The organism is Pseudomonas sp. S3_G06, assembly GCF_054667565.1.
In genome coordinates, this window is sequence record NZ_CP162738.1 from 3,294,630 (window position 1) to 3,313,399 (window position 18,770).

General features: G+C 58.2%; 19 protein-coding genes. 12 read left to right on the forward strand and 7 right to left on the reverse strand.

The genetic code is table 11. The features are described 5' to 3' along the window. Window positions 1-207: 207 nt before the first annotated feature. On the forward strand, window positions 208-486 hold the full coding sequence (locus tag AB4N47_RS14650) for a DUF3509 domain-containing protein (protein WP_016773780.1): 279 nt from the start codon (window positions 208-210) through the stop codon (window positions 484-486). Window positions 487-661: 175 nt separating this feature from the next. Here AB4N47_RS14650 and mtnC read toward each other — a convergent pair whose 3' ends face one another. The 5 genes from mtnC to aroC form a co-directional block, all read right to left on the reverse strand. Continuing rightward, window positions 662-1,345, reverse strand: coding sequence for an acireductone synthase (gene mtnC / locus AB4N47_RS14655; protein ID WP_341639475.1), 684 nt, complete (start codon window positions 1,343-1,345; stop codon window positions 662-664). A 4-nt stretch (window positions 1,346-1,349) separates the two neighbouring features. Next, window positions 1,350-1,895, reverse strand: a complete 546-nt coding sequence (locus AB4N47_RS14660) for a 1,2-dihydroxy-3-keto-5-methylthiopentene dioxygenase (RefSeq protein WP_038861971.1) — start codon at window positions 1,893-1,895, stop codon at window positions 1,350-1,352. A 92-nt stretch (window positions 1,896-1,987) separates the two neighbouring features. Further along, window positions 1,988-2,614, reverse strand: coding sequence for a methylthioribulose 1-phosphate dehydratase (locus AB4N47_RS14665; RefSeq protein ID WP_341639474.1), 627 nt, complete (start codon window positions 2,612-2,614; stop codon window positions 1,988-1,990). Further along, window positions 2,611-3,756 (reverse strand): MFS transporter, encoded by a 1,146-nt coding sequence (locus tag AB4N47_RS14670; RefSeq protein ID WP_024012224.1) that lies wholly within the window; start codon window positions 3,754-3,756, stop codon window positions 2,611-2,613. The genes AB4N47_RS14665 and AB4N47_RS14670 overlap by 4 nt, the downstream gene beginning before the upstream one ends. Before the next feature lie 34 nt (window positions 3,757-3,790). Beyond that, on the reverse strand, window positions 3,791-4,882 hold the full coding sequence (aroC, locus tag AB4N47_RS14675) for a chorismate synthase (protein WP_341639473.1): 1,092 nt from the start codon (window positions 4,880-4,882) through the stop codon (window positions 3,791-3,793). Between the two features lie 130 nt (window positions 4,883-5,012). Between aroC and AB4N47_RS14680 the strand changes: the two genes are divergently transcribed. After that, window positions 5,013-5,966, forward strand: a complete 954-nt coding sequence (locus AB4N47_RS14680; RefSeq protein ID WP_341639472.1) for an alpha/beta hydrolase — start codon at window positions 5,013-5,015, stop codon at window positions 5,964-5,966. 99 nt (window positions 5,967-6,065) lie between these two features. Beyond that, the gene (locus tag AB4N47_RS14685; protein WP_341639471.1) at window positions 6,066-6,857 is read left to right on the forward strand and encodes a hypothetical protein; all 792 of its coding nucleotides are present in this window, start codon (window positions 6,066-6,068) and stop codon (window positions 6,855-6,857) included. A 58-nt stretch (window positions 6,858-6,915) separates the two neighbouring features. Here AB4N47_RS14685 and prmB read toward each other — a convergent pair whose 3' ends face one another. Further along, window positions 6,916-7,824: a 50S ribosomal protein L3 N(5)-glutamine methyltransferase gene (gene prmB / locus AB4N47_RS14690; protein ID WP_016773773.1), complete on the reverse strand. Its 909-nt coding sequence runs from the start codon at window positions 7,822-7,824 to the stop codon at window positions 6,916-6,918. A gap of 238 nt (window positions 7,825-8,062) precedes the next feature. Here prmB and AB4N47_RS14695 point away from each other — a divergent pair, with 238 nt between their 5' ends. The 5 genes from AB4N47_RS14695 to AB4N47_RS14715 all read left to right on the forward strand — a co-directional run bounded on the left by AB4N47_RS14695 (window position 8,063) and on the right by AB4N47_RS14715 (window position 10,834). After that, window positions 8,063-8,653: a cysteine hydrolase family protein gene (locus AB4N47_RS14695; protein ID WP_016773772.1), complete on the forward strand. Its 591-nt coding sequence runs from the start codon at window positions 8,063-8,065 to the stop codon at window positions 8,651-8,653. Between the two features lie 131 nt (window positions 8,654-8,784). Further along, the gene (locus AB4N47_RS14700) at window positions 8,785-9,105 is read left to right on the forward strand and encodes a hypothetical protein (RefSeq protein WP_016773771.1); all 321 of its coding nucleotides are present in this window, start codon (window positions 8,785-8,787) and stop codon (window positions 9,103-9,105) included. A gap of 74 nt (window positions 9,106-9,179) precedes the next feature. Continuing rightward, window positions 9,180-9,737, forward strand: coding sequence for a Smr/MutS family protein (locus tag AB4N47_RS14705; protein WP_016773770.1), 558 nt, complete (start codon window positions 9,180-9,182; stop codon window positions 9,735-9,737). Between the two features lie 77 nt (window positions 9,738-9,814). Next, complete coding sequence (folE, locus tag AB4N47_RS14710; RefSeq protein WP_016773769.1) at window positions 9,815-10,360, forward strand: GTP cyclohydrolase I FolE; 546 nt, start codon at window positions 9,815-9,817, stop codon at window positions 10,358-10,360. A 102-nt stretch (window positions 10,361-10,462) separates the two neighbouring features. Beyond that, complete coding sequence (locus AB4N47_RS14715) at window positions 10,463-10,834, forward strand: glutathione S-transferase N-terminal domain-containing protein (RefSeq protein ID WP_341639470.1); 372 nt, start codon at window positions 10,463-10,465, stop codon at window positions 10,832-10,834. 78 nt (window positions 10,835-10,912) lie between these two features. Here the strand turns inward: AB4N47_RS14715 and AB4N47_RS14720 are convergent, their stop codons facing one another. Then, window positions 10,913-12,079 carry an aminotransferase-like domain-containing protein gene (locus AB4N47_RS14720; RefSeq protein WP_341639469.1) on the reverse strand — a complete coding sequence of 389 codons (1,167 nt, stop codon included), beginning with the start codon at window positions 12,077-12,079 and terminating at the stop codon, window positions 10,913-10,915. Window positions 12,080-12,160: 81 nt separating this feature from the next. Between AB4N47_RS14720 and AB4N47_RS14725 the strand changes: the two genes are divergently transcribed. The 4 genes from AB4N47_RS14725 (at window position 12,161) to AB4N47_RS14740 (ending at window position 18,677) form a co-directional block, all read left to right on the forward strand. Then, complete coding sequence (locus AB4N47_RS14725) at window positions 12,161-12,607, forward strand: MarR family winged helix-turn-helix transcriptional regulator (protein WP_341639468.1); 447 nt, start codon at window positions 12,161-12,163, stop codon at window positions 12,605-12,607. A 289-nt stretch (window positions 12,608-12,896) separates the two neighbouring features. Next, a complete protein-coding gene (locus tag AB4N47_RS14730; RefSeq protein ID WP_024012217.1) occupies window positions 12,897-14,246 on the forward strand; it encodes an NCS2 family permease in 1,350 nt (449 codons plus the stop codon). An 84-nt stretch (window positions 14,247-14,330) separates the two neighbouring features. Continuing rightward, window positions 14,331-14,960 carry a LysE family translocator gene (locus tag AB4N47_RS14735; RefSeq protein WP_122602859.1) on the forward strand — a complete coding sequence of 210 codons (630 nt, stop codon included), beginning with the start codon at window positions 14,331-14,333 and terminating at the stop codon, window positions 14,958-14,960. 192 nt (window positions 14,961-15,152) lie between these two features. Next, a complete protein-coding gene (locus AB4N47_RS14740) occupies window positions 15,153-18,677 on the forward strand; it encodes a calcium-binding protein (protein ID WP_341639467.1) in 3,525 nt (1,174 codons plus the stop codon). Window positions 18,678-18,770 lie beyond the last annotated feature (93 nt).

Sequence of the window (18,770 nt, forward strand, 5' to 3'; positions counted from 1 at the left end):
GGTACGGACGTTTGGTTCCGTTGTACGGAGAAAAATCACGCAAAATGCAGGATGCACGATGGCCATTCATGCAGATTGCACGACGCCTGCAAAATGCAATGCCTTCAACTTATTGATTTTAAAGGGATTTTATTCGCATCAATACTGGCACAAACGCTGCAACTACCTCCGCATGCTTGCCATTCAAGTACATACGGAGCTGATGACATGAGCCTGATTCAAGAAAAATTTACATCGCTGTTCTCCAACTACGAAGTCAGCACTGCCCCACGTCCTGACGGTGGCATCCTGCTCACTCTGCGTAGCAGCGACGGCAAAGTCTTCAAACGCGCCCTCTCGTATCAGCAACTGCATGCCGGTGACCAACTGTCGTGGGCGATCAGCGCGATCCGCCGCGACCTGGCCGAACAAGCCAGCGAGCTGCCGCAAATTGCAATGCTGCAGAGCCAGCAGCGTTTTGCTCTGCCGACCTATCACTCGCTGTAATTTGCTTTAAACAAAAACAGGTCGTGAAGCATGTGCTTCACGGCCTGTTTTTATGTGCTCAGGATTTTTGTAGGAGCTGCGGCACGCTGCGATCTTTTGATCTTGATTTCATGCCTAAATCGAAAGATCGCAGCCTCGTTTCACTCGACAGCTCCTACAGGGATGTGTGCAATGGTCAGAACGCTTCCGGTTCGATTCCAGTAAAGCTGTCCACCGTCACGTGCCCTGCCAACTCCCCGCCTTCACGCGCCAGACCGCAGGTTTTCATGCCGGCCGACTGGGCAGCGTCGAGCTCTTCGACGATGTCCGAGAGGAACAGGATTTCATCTGCTTCAACACCCACCGCCTGCTGAATGTTGCGGTAGGACTGCGCCTCACGCTTCGGCCCTGAGGTGGTGTCGAAATAGCCGCTGAACAGCGGTGTCAGATCCCCCGCCTCCGAGCAACCGAAGATCAGTTTCTGCGCCTGGATCGAGCCGGATGAGTAAACAAACAGTTGATAACCGGCCGCATGCCAACGTTGCAGCGCTTCAACGGCATCCGGATAAACATGCCCTTTCAGCTGCCCTGCCTGATAGCCCTGCGCCCAGACCATGCCCTGCAATGCCTTGAGCGGCGTGGCTTTGCGGTCTTCGGCGATCCAGCTCAAGAGGATTTCAACAACCCGTTCAACATCGGCCTGCGCCTCGTTGCTCTCGCGACGCACGGCGTCGAGCTGTTCGGCGACATCAGCACGCGATGCGGTCTGGCGCACAAAGTCGGGCAAATGTTTGGCGGCGTAGGGAAACAGCACGTCGAAGACGAAACTCACCGCGCTGGTGGTGCCTTCAATGTCGGTGAGGATGGCTTTGATCGACACGGTTTCAGTCCTCCAGACGCGGGAAGCGACCGGCGATGTCTTCGCCGGTGAAATTGGCAACCCAGCCTTCCGGGTTGTTGAACAGACGGATCGCCACAAAGTGCGGATGTTCGCCCATGTCGAACCAGTGCTTGGTGCCGGCCGGAACCGAGATCAGGTCGTTCTTTTCACAGAGCACGGCATAGACGTAATCGTCGATGTGCAGGGTAAACAAGCCACGACCGGCAACGAAAAATCGCACTTCGTCTTCGCCATGGCGGTGCTCTTCGAGGAACTTGGCGCGCAGTTCGGCTTTTTGCGGATGGTCGCTGTTGAGGCTGATCACGTCGACGGTGATGTAGCCGCGCTCGGTCATCAGCTTGTCGATCTGCTCTTTATAAGCACTGATGACCTCTTCCTGACTGGCGCCGGGCTGGATCTTCGCGGCGGCCTGCCAGCGGTCGAAACGCACGCCCTGCTCGGCCAGCGTCGAGGCGATGTCTTCGAAATGGGTCAGCACCTTGTTGGGAATCTCAGGGCTGGAAACGTGATAAACGGACAGGCTGCTCATGGGCAATTCCTCGGTAGCGGCGGCGCCGTCCGGCTCTTGCAGACCGGTCGGGCGCCGCGTGGCATCAGGCAAACGGGCTGTTTCTGGTGAGCTCAGCCTTTGCGGTTCATGACGCTGCGGGTTTTCAACTCGCATTCAAACAGGAATTCAAAGGCCTCGATCTGCCGCAGCGCGTCGCTCATCTGCGCGCCCCAGGTGTAGAGGCCATGGCCGCGAATCAGATAACCGACGCAATCGGGATGGGCGTCGAGCCAAGGCTGCACCTTGGCGGCGAGGCGCGCAATGTCCTGATCGTTGTCGAAAATCGGCACGCGCACGCGCGATTCGTGGGTGGAAATACCGCTGAAGGCCTTTTGCAGTTCGTAGTCTTCGAATTCGATGAATTCTTCCTGCGTCAGGCGCGAAAGCACCGTGGCATTCACCGAATGGGTATGCAGCACCGCACCGATCTCCGCGCGCCAGCTGTAGAGCTGGGTATGCAATAAGGTTTCGGCGGAGGGTTTCTTGCCCGGTTCCAGGCTATTGCCGGACAAATCGGTGGCGAGCACATCATCCACACTCAACTGGCCCTTGTGCTTGCCCGATACGGTCAACAGCGCTTCGCTCGGTGACAGGCGTGTCGAATAGTTGCTGCTGGTGGCTGGCGACCAGCCACGGCCATATAGAAAACGCCCGGCGTCAACGATCTGCTGGGCGAGCTGTTCACGACTAAGGCTCATGGCCTGTCCTCTTGCATACATGTGGCAATGATAACGGCAGCGGCAAGCGCTGCGAGACTGGCAATACTAAAGGTCAATGTCGCGCCGAGGGCATTCCAGCTGTAGCCGGAATACAGCGCACCGAGCGCCCCGCCGGTGCCGGCCAGTGCCGCATACAGCGCCTGGCCCTGGCCTTGTTGGCGGGCGCCGAAACTACGTTGCACGAAAGCGATGGCAGCCGCATGAAAGCTGCCGAAAGTCGCTGCGTGCAGCACTTGGGCGAACAACAGCACCCAGAGAAATTCAGCGAACGACCCAAGCAGCACCCAGCGCAACGCCGCCAGCAGGAAACTCGCCAGCAGCACCCGACGCAGGGAAAAGCGCGCCAGAATGCGGCTCATGGCCATGAACATCAGCACTTCCGCCACCACGCCCACGGCCCAGAGCATACCGATGACGCCACGGCTGTAACCGAGGCGTTCAAGGTGCAGAGTCAGAAAGGTGTAATACGGCCCGTGGCTGACCTGCATCAGCGCGACGCAAGCATAAAACGCCAGCACGCCGGGATGGCGCAATTGCTTGAGAAAGCCCTCGCCCGTCGGCCGATTGCCTTGCGCCGGCTGCGCATTCGGCACCCACAGGCTGCTGAGAACGATACCGGCCATGATCAGCACCAGTGCCGCCGGGTAGATGTCCAGACTCAGCCATTCGAACAGCCGCCCCAGCACCACCACGGTGATGATGAAACCGATCGAGCCCCACAGGCGAATCTGGCTGTAGCGCGACGTTTGCCCCTGCAGATGCGCGAGGGTGATGACTTCGAACTGCGGCAGCACCGCGTGCCAGAAGAATGCATGCAGGGCCATGACCATCGCCAACCAGGCGTAGGTCTGACTGACGAAGATCAGCGAAAAGGTCAGCAACGTGCACACCGCGCCAAAGCGCACGATGGCCAGACGCCTGCCGGTGTAATCGCCGAGCCAGCCCCAGATGTTCGGCGCCACGCAGCGCATCAGCATCGGAATCGCCACCAGCTCGCCGATGCGCGCGGCACTGAAGCCGAGGTGATCGAAGTACAGCGCCAGAAACGGCGCTGTCGAACCGAGCAAGGCGAAATAGAACAGATAGAAACTGGACAGCCGCCAGTAAGGAAGCGCCGCCACGCCGGTTATGCCGCGACGGCTTTGAGCGCAGCCATCAGAGCTGGCCCAGCACCGGCGTGCTCACGCGCACATCGGCGTTCTGCCCACGGTGCCGCAGCAGATGATCCATCAGCACGATGGCCATCATCGCTTCGGCGATCGGCGTCGCGCGGATGCCGACACAGGGATCGTGACGACCCTTGGTGATCACGTCGACCGGGTTGCCATTCACATCGATCGAGCGGCCCGGCGTAGTAATGCTTGAGGTCGGTTTCAACGCCAGATGCGCAACGATTGGCTGACCGGACGAGATGCCGCCGAGGATGCCGCCGGCGTTGTTGCTGAGGAATCCTTCCGGCGTCAGTTCATCGCGGTGTTCGGTGCCGCGCTGGGCGACACAGGCGAAACCGGCGCCGATCTCGACGCCCTTGACCGCGTTGATGCTCATCAGCGCGTGGGCGAGTTCGGCGTCGAGGCGATCAAAAATCGGCTCGCCAAGACCCGGCATCACGCCTTCGGCGACCACGGTGATCTTCGCCCCGACCGAGTCCTGATCGCGGCGCAACTGATCCATGTAGGCTTCCAGCTCCGGCACCTTGTCCGGGTCAGGACTGAAGAAAGCGTTTTCTTCGACACAATCCCAGGTCTTGAACGGAATTTCGATCGGGCCGAGCTGGCTCATGTAACCGCGAATGACGATGCCCTGACTGGCCAGATACTTCTTGGCGATCGCACCGGCCGCTACGCGCATGGCGGTTTCCCGCGCCGAACTGCGGCCACCGCCGCGATAATCGCGCTCGCCGTATTTGTGGTGATAGGTGTAGTCGGCGTGGGCCGGGCGGAACAGGTCCTTGATCGCCGAGTAGTCCTTGGACTTCTGATCGGTGTTGCGGATCAGCAGGCCGATCGCGCAACCGGTGGTGCGGCCCTCGAACACGCCGGAAAGGATTTCGACTTCATCGGCTTCCTGGCGCTGGGTGGTGTGGCGGCTGGTGCCAGGCTTGCGGCGATCGAGGTCGCGCTGCAGATCTTCCAGGGAAATCTCCAGACCCGGCGGGCAGCCGTCGACAATGGCGACCAACGCCGGACCATGGCTTTCGCCAGCGGTGGTGACAGTGAACAACTTGCCGTAGGTATTGCCGGACATGCAGGACGCTCCGTGAAATCAAACCCGAATTCTTGATGCGCGCCAGTATACGCAGGCTAACCGAGTAGTTCATCCTCGAACCTTAGTGGTGCCGGCGAGTCCAACCGGCACCTTGACCAATGATGGCGTGATGATGCTGCGAGTTCTGATCTTGAGTCTTACCCTCTTTACCGGCTTTGCCCAAGCGACAGTCCTACAGCGCCCGGTCACTCTGGACACCGGCAGCGGCGAACTTTTCGGTTCGCTGTTGCTGCCCAAGTCCGACAGCCCGGTGCCGATTGTTCTGATGATTTCTGGCTCGGGTCCTACAGATCGCGACGGAAACAACCCCGACGGCGGGCGCAATGACAGCCTCAAGCGCTTGGCCTGGGTACTGGCCAAACACAACATCGCCAGCGTGCGCTACGACAAGCGTGGCGTTGCGGCGAGCCTGGCGGCCGCTCCCGATGAACGTGATCTGTCAGTAGAAGGCTATGCGGCGGACGCGGTGGCGTGGGGGCAGAAGCTCAAGGCCGATCCGCGTTTCGGCAAACTGATTCTGCTCGGCCACAGCGAAGGCGCGCTGATTGCCAGCCTCGCTGCGCCGAAGCTGGACGCAGCGGCGGTGATCTCGCTGTCTGGCAGCGCGCGGCCGGTCGATGAAGTGATCCGCGAACAGTTGGCGCGCAGCCTGCCGCCGCCACTGATGCTGCGCAGCAACGAACTGCTCGACAGCCTCAAGGCCGGCCACGCCGATGACAACGTGCCGCAACCGTTGCAGGTGATCTTCCGCCCGAGCGTGCAGCCGTACCTGATTTCGCTGTTCCGTCAGGACCCGGCGCAAGCCTTTGCCCAGCTGAAAATGCCGGCACTGATCGTTCAGGGCAGCAACGACATTCAGGTCGGCACCGAAGACGCGAAGCTGCTCAAGGCGGCGAAACCGGACGCGCAACTGACGGTGATCGAAGGCATGAATCATGTGCTGCGCATCGTCCATAACGATATGAAGCGGCAATTGGCCTCCTACAAGGACCCGAATTTGCCCCTGGCCGCCGAACTCGGCGCTGCCGTCATCGAATTTATTGACGGAATTCGTGCAAGTTAACTGCGTTTTACCCTCCAGCCTCACAGAAAACGGCCGATAAGCCTTTGTCGCCAGCGCAACGTCTGGCGGCAAGCAGGGCTTGGACAGGATCTCGCCGTTATGACTGAAACCCAGACTTCACCCGACACCAGCGCTGAAAAAGACGCACCGCCAGCGGTCGAACTGCCGTGGGCGGATGTCCAGGCCGAGCACCACAAGATGCTCCGCCTGGCGCCGCTGCAGACCGACCGCAACACCGGCGGCCGGCCGTTGCGCTTTGTCGAATTCGGTTACGCCGAGCGCAACAGCAGAGAGCGCAGCCTGATGCGCATGGCGATCAAGCTGCCCAACCAGCGCGTGCGCAAAGAGCAGAATCATCTCGATGTGTGGGTCGACCACGCGAGCAAACGAGTGAGTTTCGGTCCCGACAGTGGCTTGCAGATCGAACCGCTGAATCGCGGTATCGGCCGCTTCATGGCTGCGCAAGGCATCAATTGGGCGAAAAAGCGCTGGCCCGGCTACACCGTCGAAGGCATGGACCTGAACAACAAGGACGCGCTAAACGAAGACACTCGCTTGCGTCGCGACCATTTCCTGCGCGTGCACGGTTTCGATGTGGTTTACGCCGACGCCCAGCATTTGAAAGGCAGCATCAAGGCGGTTCAGGTCGGTGATCTACTGGGTGACTGGAACAGCGAAAAACTGCAGATCGTCGAGATTCTTGAAGCCGCGCAGATGCTGCAGCAGGCCGAACAGAATCTCGCTGAGCAGGAAGTGAAACTGAAGAAGCAGGAAGAGAAAGTCAGCAAGTTCAAGCGTGAAGACGCCGGCCTGCGTTTCACCATTACATGTCTGGTGGCGTTTGCGGTGTTTCAGGCGGGGTTGTTGATCTGGATTGCTACGCACCGCTGAGGGCTTGAGCGCGTACTGATCGTTCCCATGCTCTGCGTGGGAACGATCTGTCACAACCTTAGACGCGGGACGCGAACAGGGCCTGATGCGCGCGGCACTGCTCGGCGGTCAGCATGAACACGCCATGCCCGCCGCGCTGGAACTCCAGCCAGGCGAAATCGACTTCCGGGTACAACGCCTCGACGTGCACCTGGCTGTTGCCCACCTCGACAATCAACAAACCTTTCTCGGTCAGGTGATCCGCCGCTTCGGCGAGCATGCGCCGGACCAGATTCAGACCATCATCACCGCAGGCAAGGCCGAGTTCCGGCTCGTGCTGATATTCGTCCGGCATGTCGGCGAAATCTTCGGCGTCGACGTAGGGAGGGTTCGACACGATCAGATCGAAACGCTGACCCGGCAAACCATCGAAGCCATCACCCTGCACGGTGTAGACGCGCTCATCGACGCCATGGCGCTCGATGTTCTGGTTGGCCACTTCCAGCGCTTCGAACGACAGGTCCGCGAGCACCACTTCGGCATTCTGGAATTCGTAAGCGCAGGCAATGCCGATGCAGCCGGAACCCGTGCACAGGTCGAGAATCCGCGCCGGTTCGTTGCCGATCCACGGCGCAAAGCGGTTTTCGATCAGTTCACCGATCGGCGAACGCGGGATCAGCACGCGCGGGTCGACGATGAACGACATGCCGCAGAACCACGCCTCGCCGAGCAGATAGGCGGTGGGAACGCGATCTTCGATGCGCCGCTTGAGCAGTCGCTGCAGATTGACCAGTTCGTCATCTTCCAGCGCGCAATCAAGATAGCTGTCGGCGATTTCCCAAGGCAGGTGCAAAGCGCCCAGTACCAACTGGCGCGCCTCATCCCAGGCGTTGTCGGTGCCATGACCGAAAAACAGATCCTCCCCATGGAAGCGGCTGACGGCCCAACGGATATGGTCGCGCAGGGTACGAAGTCGGGAAGTGATCACGGCGTAGAACTCCAGAAAAAACGACTGGCGATTCTAGCAGCCAAAACGCGCGACGACGACGCAGGAAAAACCGTGTGGCAACGGTAGGAGATTTCTTTTTTTGCATCAGGCATTGAACGGAACGTGTAACTTGACAAGGCTGCAGGCCAAGAACGACGGCGCCTACGATGGTAGCGATTCACAGAACCGCTCAGCCAGAGGACAATGTCGCAAAAGCCCCACCCCGAGGAGCCCCAGAATGTCCGTTCCAAAAACGATGTTTCAACTCAGCGGTCGCGGTTACGCAGCGGCCACCCTGAGCCATGCCACCGTGGTCATCATCGATGCCCAGAAGGAATACCTCAGTGGCCCGCTGGCCCTGAGCGGCATGGACGCGGCCGTCGCGAACATCAAACAAGTGGTTGCCGCAGCCCGTGCCGCCGGTCGGCCGATCGTGCACGTGCGTCATCTCGGCACCGTTGGTGGCCTGTTCGACCCGCAGGGCGAACGTGGCGAATTCATCCCCGGTCTCGAACCGCAAGGCGATGAAACCATTATCGGCAAACTGCTGCCGAGCGCGTTCCATGGCACCGAACTGCTCGAGCGCCTGCAGAACCTCGGCTCGCTGGATCTGATCGTTTGCGGCTTCATGAGTCACTCCAGCGTCAGCACCACCGTGCGCGCGGCAAAGAACCTCGGTTTCCGCTGCACCCTGGTCGAAGACGCCTGCGCGACCCGCGATCTGCCGTTCAAGGGCGGCGTGCTCAGCGCCGAACGCGTGCAGGAAGCGGAAATGGCGATCATGGCTGACAACTTCGCCACGCTGGCCAAGACTCAGGACCTGATCTGATCCTGCCCTTGTGAGCGGTGCATTGGCGCCGCTCATCCGCTATATCCGCTGTTTTGCCGCAAATGCCATAGCCTCAGGAACAACCCGGTCAACTCCCGGTCGAAGGGCCGATACCATTGAGGAAGGTCGGAATGAAGTTATCCGATGGATTTGACGCACGCCGTTTGCGGCCCAAAGGCCAAAGCAACTGGCGTTTTCGATTTGGCGCGGCGATCTCGGCCATTCTGGCGACGTTCGGCGTGCTGCTGGCGATGGCCGGTGCCGCCAGCCTGCTCGGCCGTCCGCCGGCGCTGGGTGACCTGAACGCGTCGCCGCTGGGTTCGGCAATCATGCTTGCCGTCGGCTTGCTGTTTCTGTATTTCGGCGTTGCCCTGTGGCGCCGCTGCCGCCGTCGCGCACGGCAATCGCGGGAACTGAACATGTCCCCGCATCTGATGAAAAAACACGACTGACCCAACGGCCTGGCTTTTTGCCGGGCCGTTTTCTGTCGACTTGGGTAAACTGGCCGCCCTTCGCGGAGGCTGACATGCAAGACGACGATTTTTCTCTGTTCAAAAGTGCGATCCAGGGCGTCAAGCCGATCAAGCACGACCGCGCCGACACCGGCAAACCCAAGGCTGACCGCGCGCAGATTGCCAAGCTGCGTCAGTCCGCCACCGTGCGCAGCGACACCACCATCATTGACGGCTTGTCCGACCAGTTCGTGATCGACGTCGGCCCGGAAGACGAGTTGATGTGGTCCCGCGATGGCGTGCAGGAAAGCCAGATGCGCAAGCTCAAGGTCGGGCAGATCCCGTTCGAAGGCAGCCTCGACCTGCATGGCATGAGCGTAGAAAAAGCCCGGGAAACACTTTGGGCCTTTCTCGCCGAAGCGACCAAATTCGAAATCCGCTGCGTGCGCGTGACGCACGGCAAGGCTGTGCGCCTGGATGGCAAGCGGCCGATGATCAAAAGCCACGTCAACACCTGGCTGCGCCAGCATGCGCAAGTGCTCGGTTTCTGCTCCTGCCAGGCCCGCCACGGCGGCGCCGGCGCGGTTTATGTGATGCTGAAACGGACGATGATGGAAGGCCGCGACGAATAAAGCCGTCACACCGAACTTGCAGGGTTGTGTCCGCCACCGTACCCTTGCCCTTTGCGAAAATCCCCACAGGTAGTTTCATGTCCCTGGAACAGAATTACACCGCGATTCTCGGCCAATTGGGCGAGGACGTGTCCCGCGAGGGCCTGCTCGACACGCCAAAGCGTGCCGCCAAAGCCATGCAGTACCTCTGCCGCGGTTATGCACAGACGCTCGAAGAGGTCACCAACGGTGCCCTGTTCAGCTCCGACAACAGCGAAATGGTGCTGGTCAAGGACATCGAGCTGTATTCGTTGTGCGAACACCATCTGCTGCCGTTCATCGGCAAGGCGCATGTCGCCTATATCCCGAGCGGCAAAGTGCTGGGCCTGTCGAAGGTTGCGCGGATCGTCGATATGTACGCCCGCCGCCTGCAGATTCAGGAAAACCTCAGCCGCCAGATCGCCGACGCGGTAATGCAAGTCACCGGCGCCCTGGGCGTGGCCGTGGTGATCGAAGCCAAGCACATGTGCATGATGATGCGCGGCGTCGAAAAGCAGAATTCGTCGATGATCACTTCGGTGATGCTCGGTGAATTCCGTGAAAACGCGGCAACCCGTAGCGAATTCCTCAGCCTCATCAAGTAATTCGCAACAGAAAAGAACCGGCGTTGATCGCCGGTTTTTTTTCGCCCGTTAAAAATCGGGTAAGCTGCGCGCCTTCTTCATTTGCACCGTGAGGCTTTCAACGTGTTCGTCAAAGCGCTTCGTGTCGGCCTCGGCCAACTGGTTATCTTCATCGACTTCATCACCCGCCCGGGCAAGAAAAAGCGCCCCGCTGCTGCTCAGGCGCAAGTCGACGCTGCCGCGAAAGATCTGACGCTGTATCAGTTTCACGCCTGCCCGTTCTGCGTGAAAACCCGCCGCGCTCTGCATCGCCTGAATGTACCGGTGGCGCTGAAAGACGCGAAGAACAACGAGCAGGATCGCCAGACTCTGCTGGAACAGGGTGGCCGAATCAAAGTGCCTTGCCTGCGTATCGACGAGAATGGGCAAACCACTTGGATGTATGAATCCAAGGTGATTATCGATTATCTGGATAAGCGGTTTGCGGCGATCTGATGTTAACGGGTTGGAGCGCTAGCCGCCTTCGCGAGCAGGCTCGCACTGACAACGCCGGCCCTTGAGCCGGCGTTTTTGCTAGGCCGCCCTCTCCATCTGCGCCCGCCGCACCACCGCCGCCAACCGCTTCAACCCCTCATCCAGCCGCGCCGGATCAATGTGGCTGAAGTTCAAGCGCAAATGCCCATGATGCTTGTCCGGCTCAGGAAAGAACGGCTCACCGGGCATGAACGCCACATCATTGGCCAACGCCTCGTTAAGCAAAGTGCGCGTATCCAGCGGTTGCTTCAGCGTCAGCCAGAAGAACAGCCCGCCCTGGGGCATGTTCCACTCAGCCAGATCGGCAAAATGCTCTTCCAGCGCCAACTCAAACGCATCGCGCCGCTGCCGATAGAAATCCCGCAACTCGCTCAAATGCTGTTGATACTTCTGCGAGCCGATCCATTGCAGCGCCTGCCACTGGCCGATGCGATTGGTGTGCAGGTCCGCCGATTGCTTGAGTTTGAGCAGGTGCGGGAACAGATCCGGACTGGCGATCAAGTAGCCGACACGCAGACCCGGGAGCAAGGTTTTCGACACGGTGCCGGTGTAGATCCAGCTGGCTTTTCTCAGACGCGCCGCAATCGGCTTCGCGCTGCCACCATCGAAAGTCAGTTCGCGGTATGGCTCATCTTCAATCAGCGTGACGCCAAATTCATCGAGCAATGCCGCGACTGCGGCGCGCTTGGCCTCGCTGTAGCGCACGGCGGAAGGATTCTGGAAAGTCGGGATCAGGTAGATAAACGCCGGGTGGTGCTGTTGCAGACGGTTGCGCAGTTGCGCCAGGTTGGGGCCGTCCGCTTCCTGCGGCACGGTCAGGCAGTCGGCGCCAAACAGCTGGAAGATTTGCAGCGCGGCCAGATAAGTCGGCGCCTCCAACAGAATTTCCGTGCCCTTGTCGATGTACAGCTTGGCCGCCAGATCCAGGGTTTGCTGCGAGCCGCTGACCACCAGCACCTGACTCGCCTCGCACGCAAGGCCCAGCGCCCTCGCCTCTGCCGCCAGCGCCTCGCGCAAGGCCGGCTCGCCTTCGCTCATGCCGTACTGACCAAGGGACAGCGGCATCTCGTCCCACTTCACCTTCGGCAACATTGTCTCAGCGGGCAAACCGCCGGCAAACGACATCACCTCTGGACGCTGGGCGGCGGCGAGGATTTCTCGGATCAAAGAACTTTTCAGGCGCGAGACACGTTCGGAAAAAGCCATAGAGGTCACCGTAGCGAGGCAGGTAAAAAATGAGTCAAACTGATTGACTGAAACTACGACAGCTTGAGCGAGTACGTCAACATGCTTGACCTTAAAAATCCCTTCAGTCAGCAACAGGCCATGGAAGCGTTCTTCTTCGGCTATCAGGCGTTCACGGCCAAGGCGGATGAAATGCTCGAGCGCCGCGGACTCTCGCGGGTACATCAGCGCATCGTGTTTTTCATCGCGCGCTATCCGAACCTGAGTGTGAAAGAGTTGCTGGCCCTGCTGGGCGTGAGCAAACAAGCGTTGAACATGCCCCTGCGTCAGTTGCAGGAGATGCATCTGGTCGACAGCGTCGCTTCACAGACGGACAAGCGTAAGCGTCTGCTTGAGCTGACGGCGGAAGGCGCGAAGTTCGAGCAGGCGTTGCGCCGTGAGCAGGTGAAATTGCTTGAGCGGGTATTTGCAGAAGCAGGGGAAGCGGCGGTGAATGGGTGGTTGGCGGTGAATCTGGCGCTTGGGGGCAGTCAGACGCATCTCGATTGACAGGACCGCCCTCTTCGCGATCAGTCTCGCTCCCACATTGGAACGCATTCTCCTCTGGGAGCGAGCCTGCTTGCGAAGCCATCCTGATAGCCATATATCCCTATCAGCAAAAAAATCGCCGACAAAACAAAAAACAATATTTGCTTTATTTGTACACAAAAGCATAATCCACTGCGTGCGAGTTCCTGACTACACGGTCAACAAATTCGCGTATGCCTCAAAGGGCCGCTGCCACCCCTCATGGGTCCGGCCCTGGAAATAACAATAAAACTCTTGAGGAGTACTCGCTGTGGAAAGCCGCAAATCCGAAGCACCGCCGCTCGAGCTCACGCCGCCATTACGCAATGGCCTGCTGGAGCGTCTGTTCAAACTCAGCTTGCATGGCACCACGGTGAAGACCGAGCTGATTGCCGGTCTGACAACCTTCATCACCATGGCTTACATCATCTTCGTCAACCCGAACATCATGGCCGATGCCGGCATCGATCACGGTGCGGCCTTCGTCGCCACCTGCATCGCCGCCGCGCTCGGCTGCCTGTTGATGGGGCTCTATGCCAATTGGCCGGTCGGCCTGGCGCCGGGCATGGGCCTCAATGCTTTCTTCACCTACACCGTGGTCGGCACCATGGGCTACAACTGGGAAACCGCCCTCGGCGCGGTGTTCGTCTCCGGCGTGCTGTTCATGTTCCTGACCTTTTCGCGGATTCGCGAGTGGCTGCTCAACAGCATTCCGGTCAGCCTGCGGTTTGCCATGGGCGCCGGTGTCGGTCTGTTCCTCGGCCTGATCGGGCTGAAGACTGCCGGCATCGTCGTCGACAGCCCGGCCACCCTGATCAAACTTGGCTCGCTGCGCGAACCCGGTCCGTTGCTCGCCGCGATCTGTTTCCTGATGATCGCGATCCTCAGTTACCACCGCGTGTTCGGTGCGATCCTGATCAGCATCATCACCGTCACCCTCGCCGGTTGGGGCCTGGGTCTGGTCCACTACGAGGGCATCATGTCCGCGCCGCCGAGCCTGGCGCCGACCTGGATGGCAATGAACGTCGCCGGCGTGTTCAACGTCAGCATGATCAGCGTGGTGCTCGCCTTCCTCTTCGTGCACATGTTCGACACCGCCGGCACCTTGATGGGCGTGGCCCAGCGCGCCAACCTTGTCGCCGCTGACGGTCGCATCGAGAACCTTTCCCGAGCCATGAAGGCCGACAGCGCATCCAGCGTATTCGGCGCCGTGGTTGGCGTGCCCCCGGTCACAAGTTACGTGGAAAGTGCCGCCGGCGTAGCCGCTGGTGGTCGGACTGGTCTTACCGCCGTCACCGTGGGTGTGCTATTTATAGCGGCGATGTTTTTCGCACCGCTGGCTGGCATGATTCCCGCTTATGCCACAGCAGGTGCCCTGATTTACGTGGCGATGCTGATGATGGGCGGTATGGCCCACATCGAATGGGACGAAGCGACCGATGCGATTCCGGCGATCGTCACGGCGATCATGATGCCGCTGACCTTCTCCGTCGCCGACGGCATCGCGCTGGGCTTCATCACTTACGTCGCGTTGAAGGCCGGCACCGGCAAGTACAAGGAAATTTCCGTCAGCCTGTGGGTGCTCTGCGCGATCTTCATCGCCAAGTTCATCTTCCTGTAAGCGCTGCGCGGTTCAGGCTTCAAACAGCCTCACCCTCACCGGTGGGGCTTTTGCACATCTCGATAACAACAAAGGAGCAAAACGATGAGTCTGGAAACCTGGCTGCTGTTCAGTGGCGCTGCACTGGTGGTGATCCTGATCCCGGGACCGCTGTCCTTGCTGATGATCAGCAACAGTCTCAATTACGGTTTACGCAGGTCGTACCCCGCATTCCTCGGCGGGGTGATTGCCTCGATCTGCCTGCTCAGCGCTTCGGCACTAGGGCTTGGCGCGTTGCTGCTGGCTTCGGAGCAGTTGTTCAGCGCACTGAAAATCGTCGGCGCGCTGTACCTGTTCTACCTCGCCTGGCAGAGCTGGCAGCAATCGCGACAGCCATCCACGGGCGCCGAAGTACCCGAGGCTGCACCGGTGCCGCGTTTTCGCACATTGTTCGGACGCGCTTTTGTACTGGGTGCGAGCAATCCGAAGGACATTCTGTTTTTTGCCGCGTTTCTGCCGCAATTTCTCCGCGCAGACCAACCTTTTATGCCGCAATTGCTGATCATGATCGCGACCTGGGTGGTGCTCGATCTGTGCTGCAAACTTGCCTACGGCCTGGGCGCCCACGGCGCCGCACGTTATCTGCGCAGCGGCAAAGGCCAGAGTTGGTTCAATCGGGTCAGTGCCGGACTGTTTGGTGGTGCTGGCGCTGCCTCGTTGCTTGGCAGCCACTGACTGAAAAGCGCCACTATTGATTATCCTGCCGGAATGGATCTCGGGCAGGATCATGTTGTTCATGAATCAATTAAGTGCAACATCCAATCCCTGATATGCAATAGATAGCAACAACCCATCGATATACAGGTCTCGAAAGGCCAACGTAATATCCTTGGCCTTAACAACAATTGCCGGAACAAGGAAGTTCTAATGGCCACACTTATACGCGAAGCAACAGCACAAACCGACCCTGCAATACATACGGACACGCAACCTGTGTCCGATATGGTCGTAGTCATGGATCTCGGCTACGAATCCAACGAATACAAGTCCTCTACCATCGATCAGCGTCAGACCAATGAAAAATCGAGTCAATTGCAAATGGCGGACGATATATTCGGCCCCTTGGAAATTGGCGATATTTCGATCACTCGTACAGCGCTCGACGAACTGGGCGCGACCATTGATGGTCAGCGGTTGAATGGCAAAAACAGCTTCTTTCGCCGACCCAAATCCTCTTTTATCAATGGCCTGCAGTTCGATGCCAATAAAGTTGAACACTTTCTGAAGACCTCAACGGGCAGCGATAGCTACTTGTTACCCACGCTCTTGTTTGAAATGGCCAGCCAGCGCCCGCTTACCGCCCCTCAGCTATTGCGGGCGAACAATGCTAATGAAAAGGTATCCGGCAATTATCGCGACAAACTGGCAAGACTTCTAAGTGCAGCACAGACGCTCGATCTGCAACATGTGCATGTTCCCACGCATCATCCCCGATGGGCGCAATTGACCAAAAGCTACGCGACGCTGGGCTCCAGCCTGGGGATTCAGGGTTTCGGCATTTTCATGGGGATTCGCGGCGTGATCGATGCGATCAAAGCCGATAACCGGGCTGAAGTAGCGATAAACAGCGCGGGCATTGCATCGGAGCTGGCCTCCATCGCGGCCGATGTCACGGTCAGTAAAATAGCCACGCAAATGCTCACGGCCGGGCAGATTGCTTACCGGGACTTCGCCAGAACACGCTTCGCCCTCAGACTGGGTCGATCGGGAGGTTTGGTCGGCGGCATGCTGACGCTACCCTTCGACATCTATACCGCCGTCAGGTCCATAAATGCCGCTGAGAATGCCACCGGCAAGGAGGCTATGGATCATTACGTCAGCGCTGGCCTCAGCATTACCAGTGCAGCCATGACTGTCGTCCTCGGCACTGCCGCGATGGCCGGGTTCTCGCTTGCCGGCCCCGTCGGACTTGCAGCCGGTGCGATTCTCGCCATTGGCTCGCAGGTCTACGGTGCGGTACGTATCGTTGACGATATAGATGACTACATCGAATTGACCGTCGATGAACGGTGGCGTAGCGGATGGTTTTCGTTCTGCATGATGGACGTCGATGAAAGCGTCCAAAACCGCTATATCAAAGCCAAAACGCTACTTCAACACTCATTGCAGTTAAAAAAGACCGCGAGAACGTTACTCGATGGCCCCTTGAAAGAGAGCACCGAAGCCATCGTCAATGGCAAGTTTGATGTACGCCTGAAACCAACGCGGGTGTGGAAGCGAAACTGGTGGACGAAACAGGATGCGTGGGAGTCGGTCAATGTTCCTGAAGTGGTCGGCACCGATGACAACATTGATGCAAGCGCAGGGGTTACAAAAGATACACCCGGCGCGGAATTGGGAGTTGCAGCAGAGGGCAAGCACATTCTCTGGTTTCTCAGCGAGGGCAACGACTCGATCAAAGGTGTAGAAAAAAAGCCCAACACTTTCCATTACAAATCAGGAAAAAAACAACTGTCGGGCGGGGAGGGAAATGATCAGTTCCTGTTTGAGAACGCAGCCGACTTCCTCGAAAAGGATAGTCATGTCACAGAGCATTCCACGCTGAGCGGAGGCGCAGGAAATGACACACTGGTACTCGGCGGCAATTACTCCTCTCGTGATACGAACAGAACTGGCTATGACATAGATTTGCTGGCCGGAACATTGCAGATCATCACTAGCGATGTCGATACCGACAATAACAAGATATCCATCCTGCACAGTTTGCTGGACAGTATCGAAAATATCGAAACAGTTCATCGCGCAGCAAGCGTAGTAACCGGCACTGCGCAAAACAACGTCATCAAATCACGGGGCAGTGACATCATTGAAGCTGGCGCCGGAGACGATCAGATATTCCTCTCCCACGAAAAAGCCAAAGCGTCGGGAGGCGCCGGTGCGGATCAATATTACATTGCGCATGTCGCTGGCAGTTTTTCAATCGTCGACGATGGCGAACAGATCAGCTATATCGTCATGAATTGGCGCAAGGATCTGATTGAGTCCTGGGATATCGAGGGCAATGACTTGGTCATCCGCTCAGGCTTCGAAATTCATGACAATCCCAAAAACGTATTGACCATTCATGATGTTTACAAGAAAAACGAAGACGCAAGAAAGCTGAGCAACAAAAACCTGATTTTCATAACCAGTGATGATTGCTATTTCAGACTTGACCTGCCTGAAACAATCCCGGATGGCCACACCGCTGATATACCTGAAATTTTCATCAAACGTGGGAAACCGGTAACACCGATCATTATTTATGCGCCGGAATGCTGGATCCGACACCGCAAGGATGCGAGCTATTACGTACCGAGAACCGGAAAGAGCACCACTTTTTACGCAGTTTTACGTTCAGATGTCATAACCAGGATCTATCTGGATTTCAACAGTGATGAGCTGACAAAAGCCGAGGCGCATTTTTTCTCAGACAAACCCAAATCCTATCGATTGACTGTCGGCTGCCATCTCGTCTATCACTTCGGCGCAAAGACCATCAAGCTGAATTATTATTCGGCTGCGCGTAGCGAAGACGATCACGACAATATTACGAAAATCCTGCGAACCATGGCCGTTCGACCGTTCGGCCGTTATGTGCTGATTTTCAAGGACGGTGTCGTTGCAAACGCTGGCCTTACAGCGGAAACCGACATCCCGCCTGCCTTCACTGACTTCTCGGTATCGAGGGATTGGGTGACCCAGATCAAAGTGCCTCTCAAGGCTCGCTCTCGGCGCGACTTTTATGCCCTGCCTGAGAAAAAGGGTTACCCGCTTGACGGTACAACGGGTTGCTTAGGGCCTATACCAATGGCCGTGCAAACCAGCATGGACCCCTATGAAGGCGCGGGTGGAACTTATCTCATCCACGTCCTCCCTGACATGACAATCAAACTCTCGACGCCTGGCGCGCTCGCCAATGCCAAAGAGCGGCTTCCCTGCTCGTCCACGTGGGAACTTGATGCAACGCAGCTCGGCGAGGTCGAAATAAAACTGGAAGAAAACCGGCTCTCCATCGGCACTACCACTTTTTATCTGCCTGTCTATGGAAGCGAGGATTTGATAGACCAGATCCGCGTTATCACCACCGGTGGAGTTGTGCATACAGTCGACCTGGTCTTTGACCGTGTTTACCTGGATGGTCTCGATGCACGTTTTTTCGAAGAGCCTGACGCTTCCAAAGCACTGCCGCAAGCTCTTGCGGCATTGGCCAACGACGAAGTCAAAGTCCGGAACATCATTTGCCTCAACGACCAGACCGCGCGCGTGGGCTACAACTTTGCCGCGCATGGCTGGGTATTGCGTGCCGACAAATCCCGCATCGAAAAGTCTGCTTTAAGGGTGGTGAATCGCTGCAACCACCAAACCAACATTTTCGGCCCCGTTTCTGTGATGAAAGTGCCTCCCGCGTAATTCGCCGGTCGTTCGTCAATAAACCCATTTTTTCGAGCGTTGCTGTCTACGCGGCACTTGTACGCGTCTGCGCGCTCTTTTACCGAGCATTCC

Excerpts from the sequence above, each read along its gene's own strand:
- AB4N47_RS14650 (WP_016773780.1), top strand. The coding sequence starts at position 208 with ATGAGCCTGATTCAAGAAAAATTTACATCGCTGTTCTCCAACTACGAA.
- AB4N47_RS14660 (WP_038861971.1), bottom strand. The coding sequence starts at position 1,895 with ATGAGCAGCCTGTCCGTTTATCACGTTTCCAGCCCTGAGATTCCCAAC.
- AB4N47_RS14665 (WP_341639474.1), bottom strand. The coding sequence starts at position 2,614 with ATGAGCCTTAGTCGTGAACAGCTCGCCCAGCAGATCGTTGACGCCGGG.
- aroC (WP_341639473.1), bottom strand. The coding sequence starts at position 4,882 with ATGTCCGGCAATACCTACGGCAAGTTGTTCACTGTCACCACCGCTGGC.
- AB4N47_RS14680 (WP_341639472.1), top strand. The coding sequence starts at position 5,013 with ATGATGCTGCGAGTTCTGATCTTGAGTCTTACCCTCTTTACCGGCTTT.
- AB4N47_RS14685 (WP_341639471.1), top strand. The coding sequence starts at position 6,066 with ATGACTGAAACCCAGACTTCACCCGACACCAGCGCTGAAAAAGACGCA.
- AB4N47_RS14695 (WP_016773772.1), top strand. The coding sequence starts at position 8,063 with ATGTCCGTTCCAAAAACGATGTTTCAACTCAGCGGTCGCGGTTACGCA.
- AB4N47_RS14700 (WP_016773771.1), top strand. The coding sequence starts at position 8,785 with ATGAAGTTATCCGATGGATTTGACGCACGCCGTTTGCGGCCCAAAGGC.
- AB4N47_RS14705 (WP_016773770.1), top strand. The coding sequence starts at position 9,180 with ATGCAAGACGACGATTTTTCTCTGTTCAAAAGTGCGATCCAGGGCGTC.
- folE (WP_016773769.1), top strand. The coding sequence starts at position 9,815 with ATGTCCCTGGAACAGAATTACACCGCGATTCTCGGCCAATTGGGCGAG.
- AB4N47_RS14720 (WP_341639469.1), bottom strand. The coding sequence starts at position 12,079 with ATGGCTTTTTCCGAACGTGTCTCGCGCCTGAAAAGTTCTTTGATCCGA.
- AB4N47_RS14725 (WP_341639468.1), top strand. The coding sequence starts at position 12,161 with ATGCTTGACCTTAAAAATCCCTTCAGTCAGCAACAGGCCATGGAAGCG.
- AB4N47_RS14735 (WP_122602859.1), top strand. The coding sequence starts at position 14,331 with ATGAGTCTGGAAACCTGGCTGCTGTTCAGTGGCGCTGCACTGGTGGTG.
- AB4N47_RS14740 (WP_341639467.1), top strand. The coding sequence starts at position 15,153 with ATGGCCACACTTATACGCGAAGCAACAGCACAAACCGACCCTGCAATA.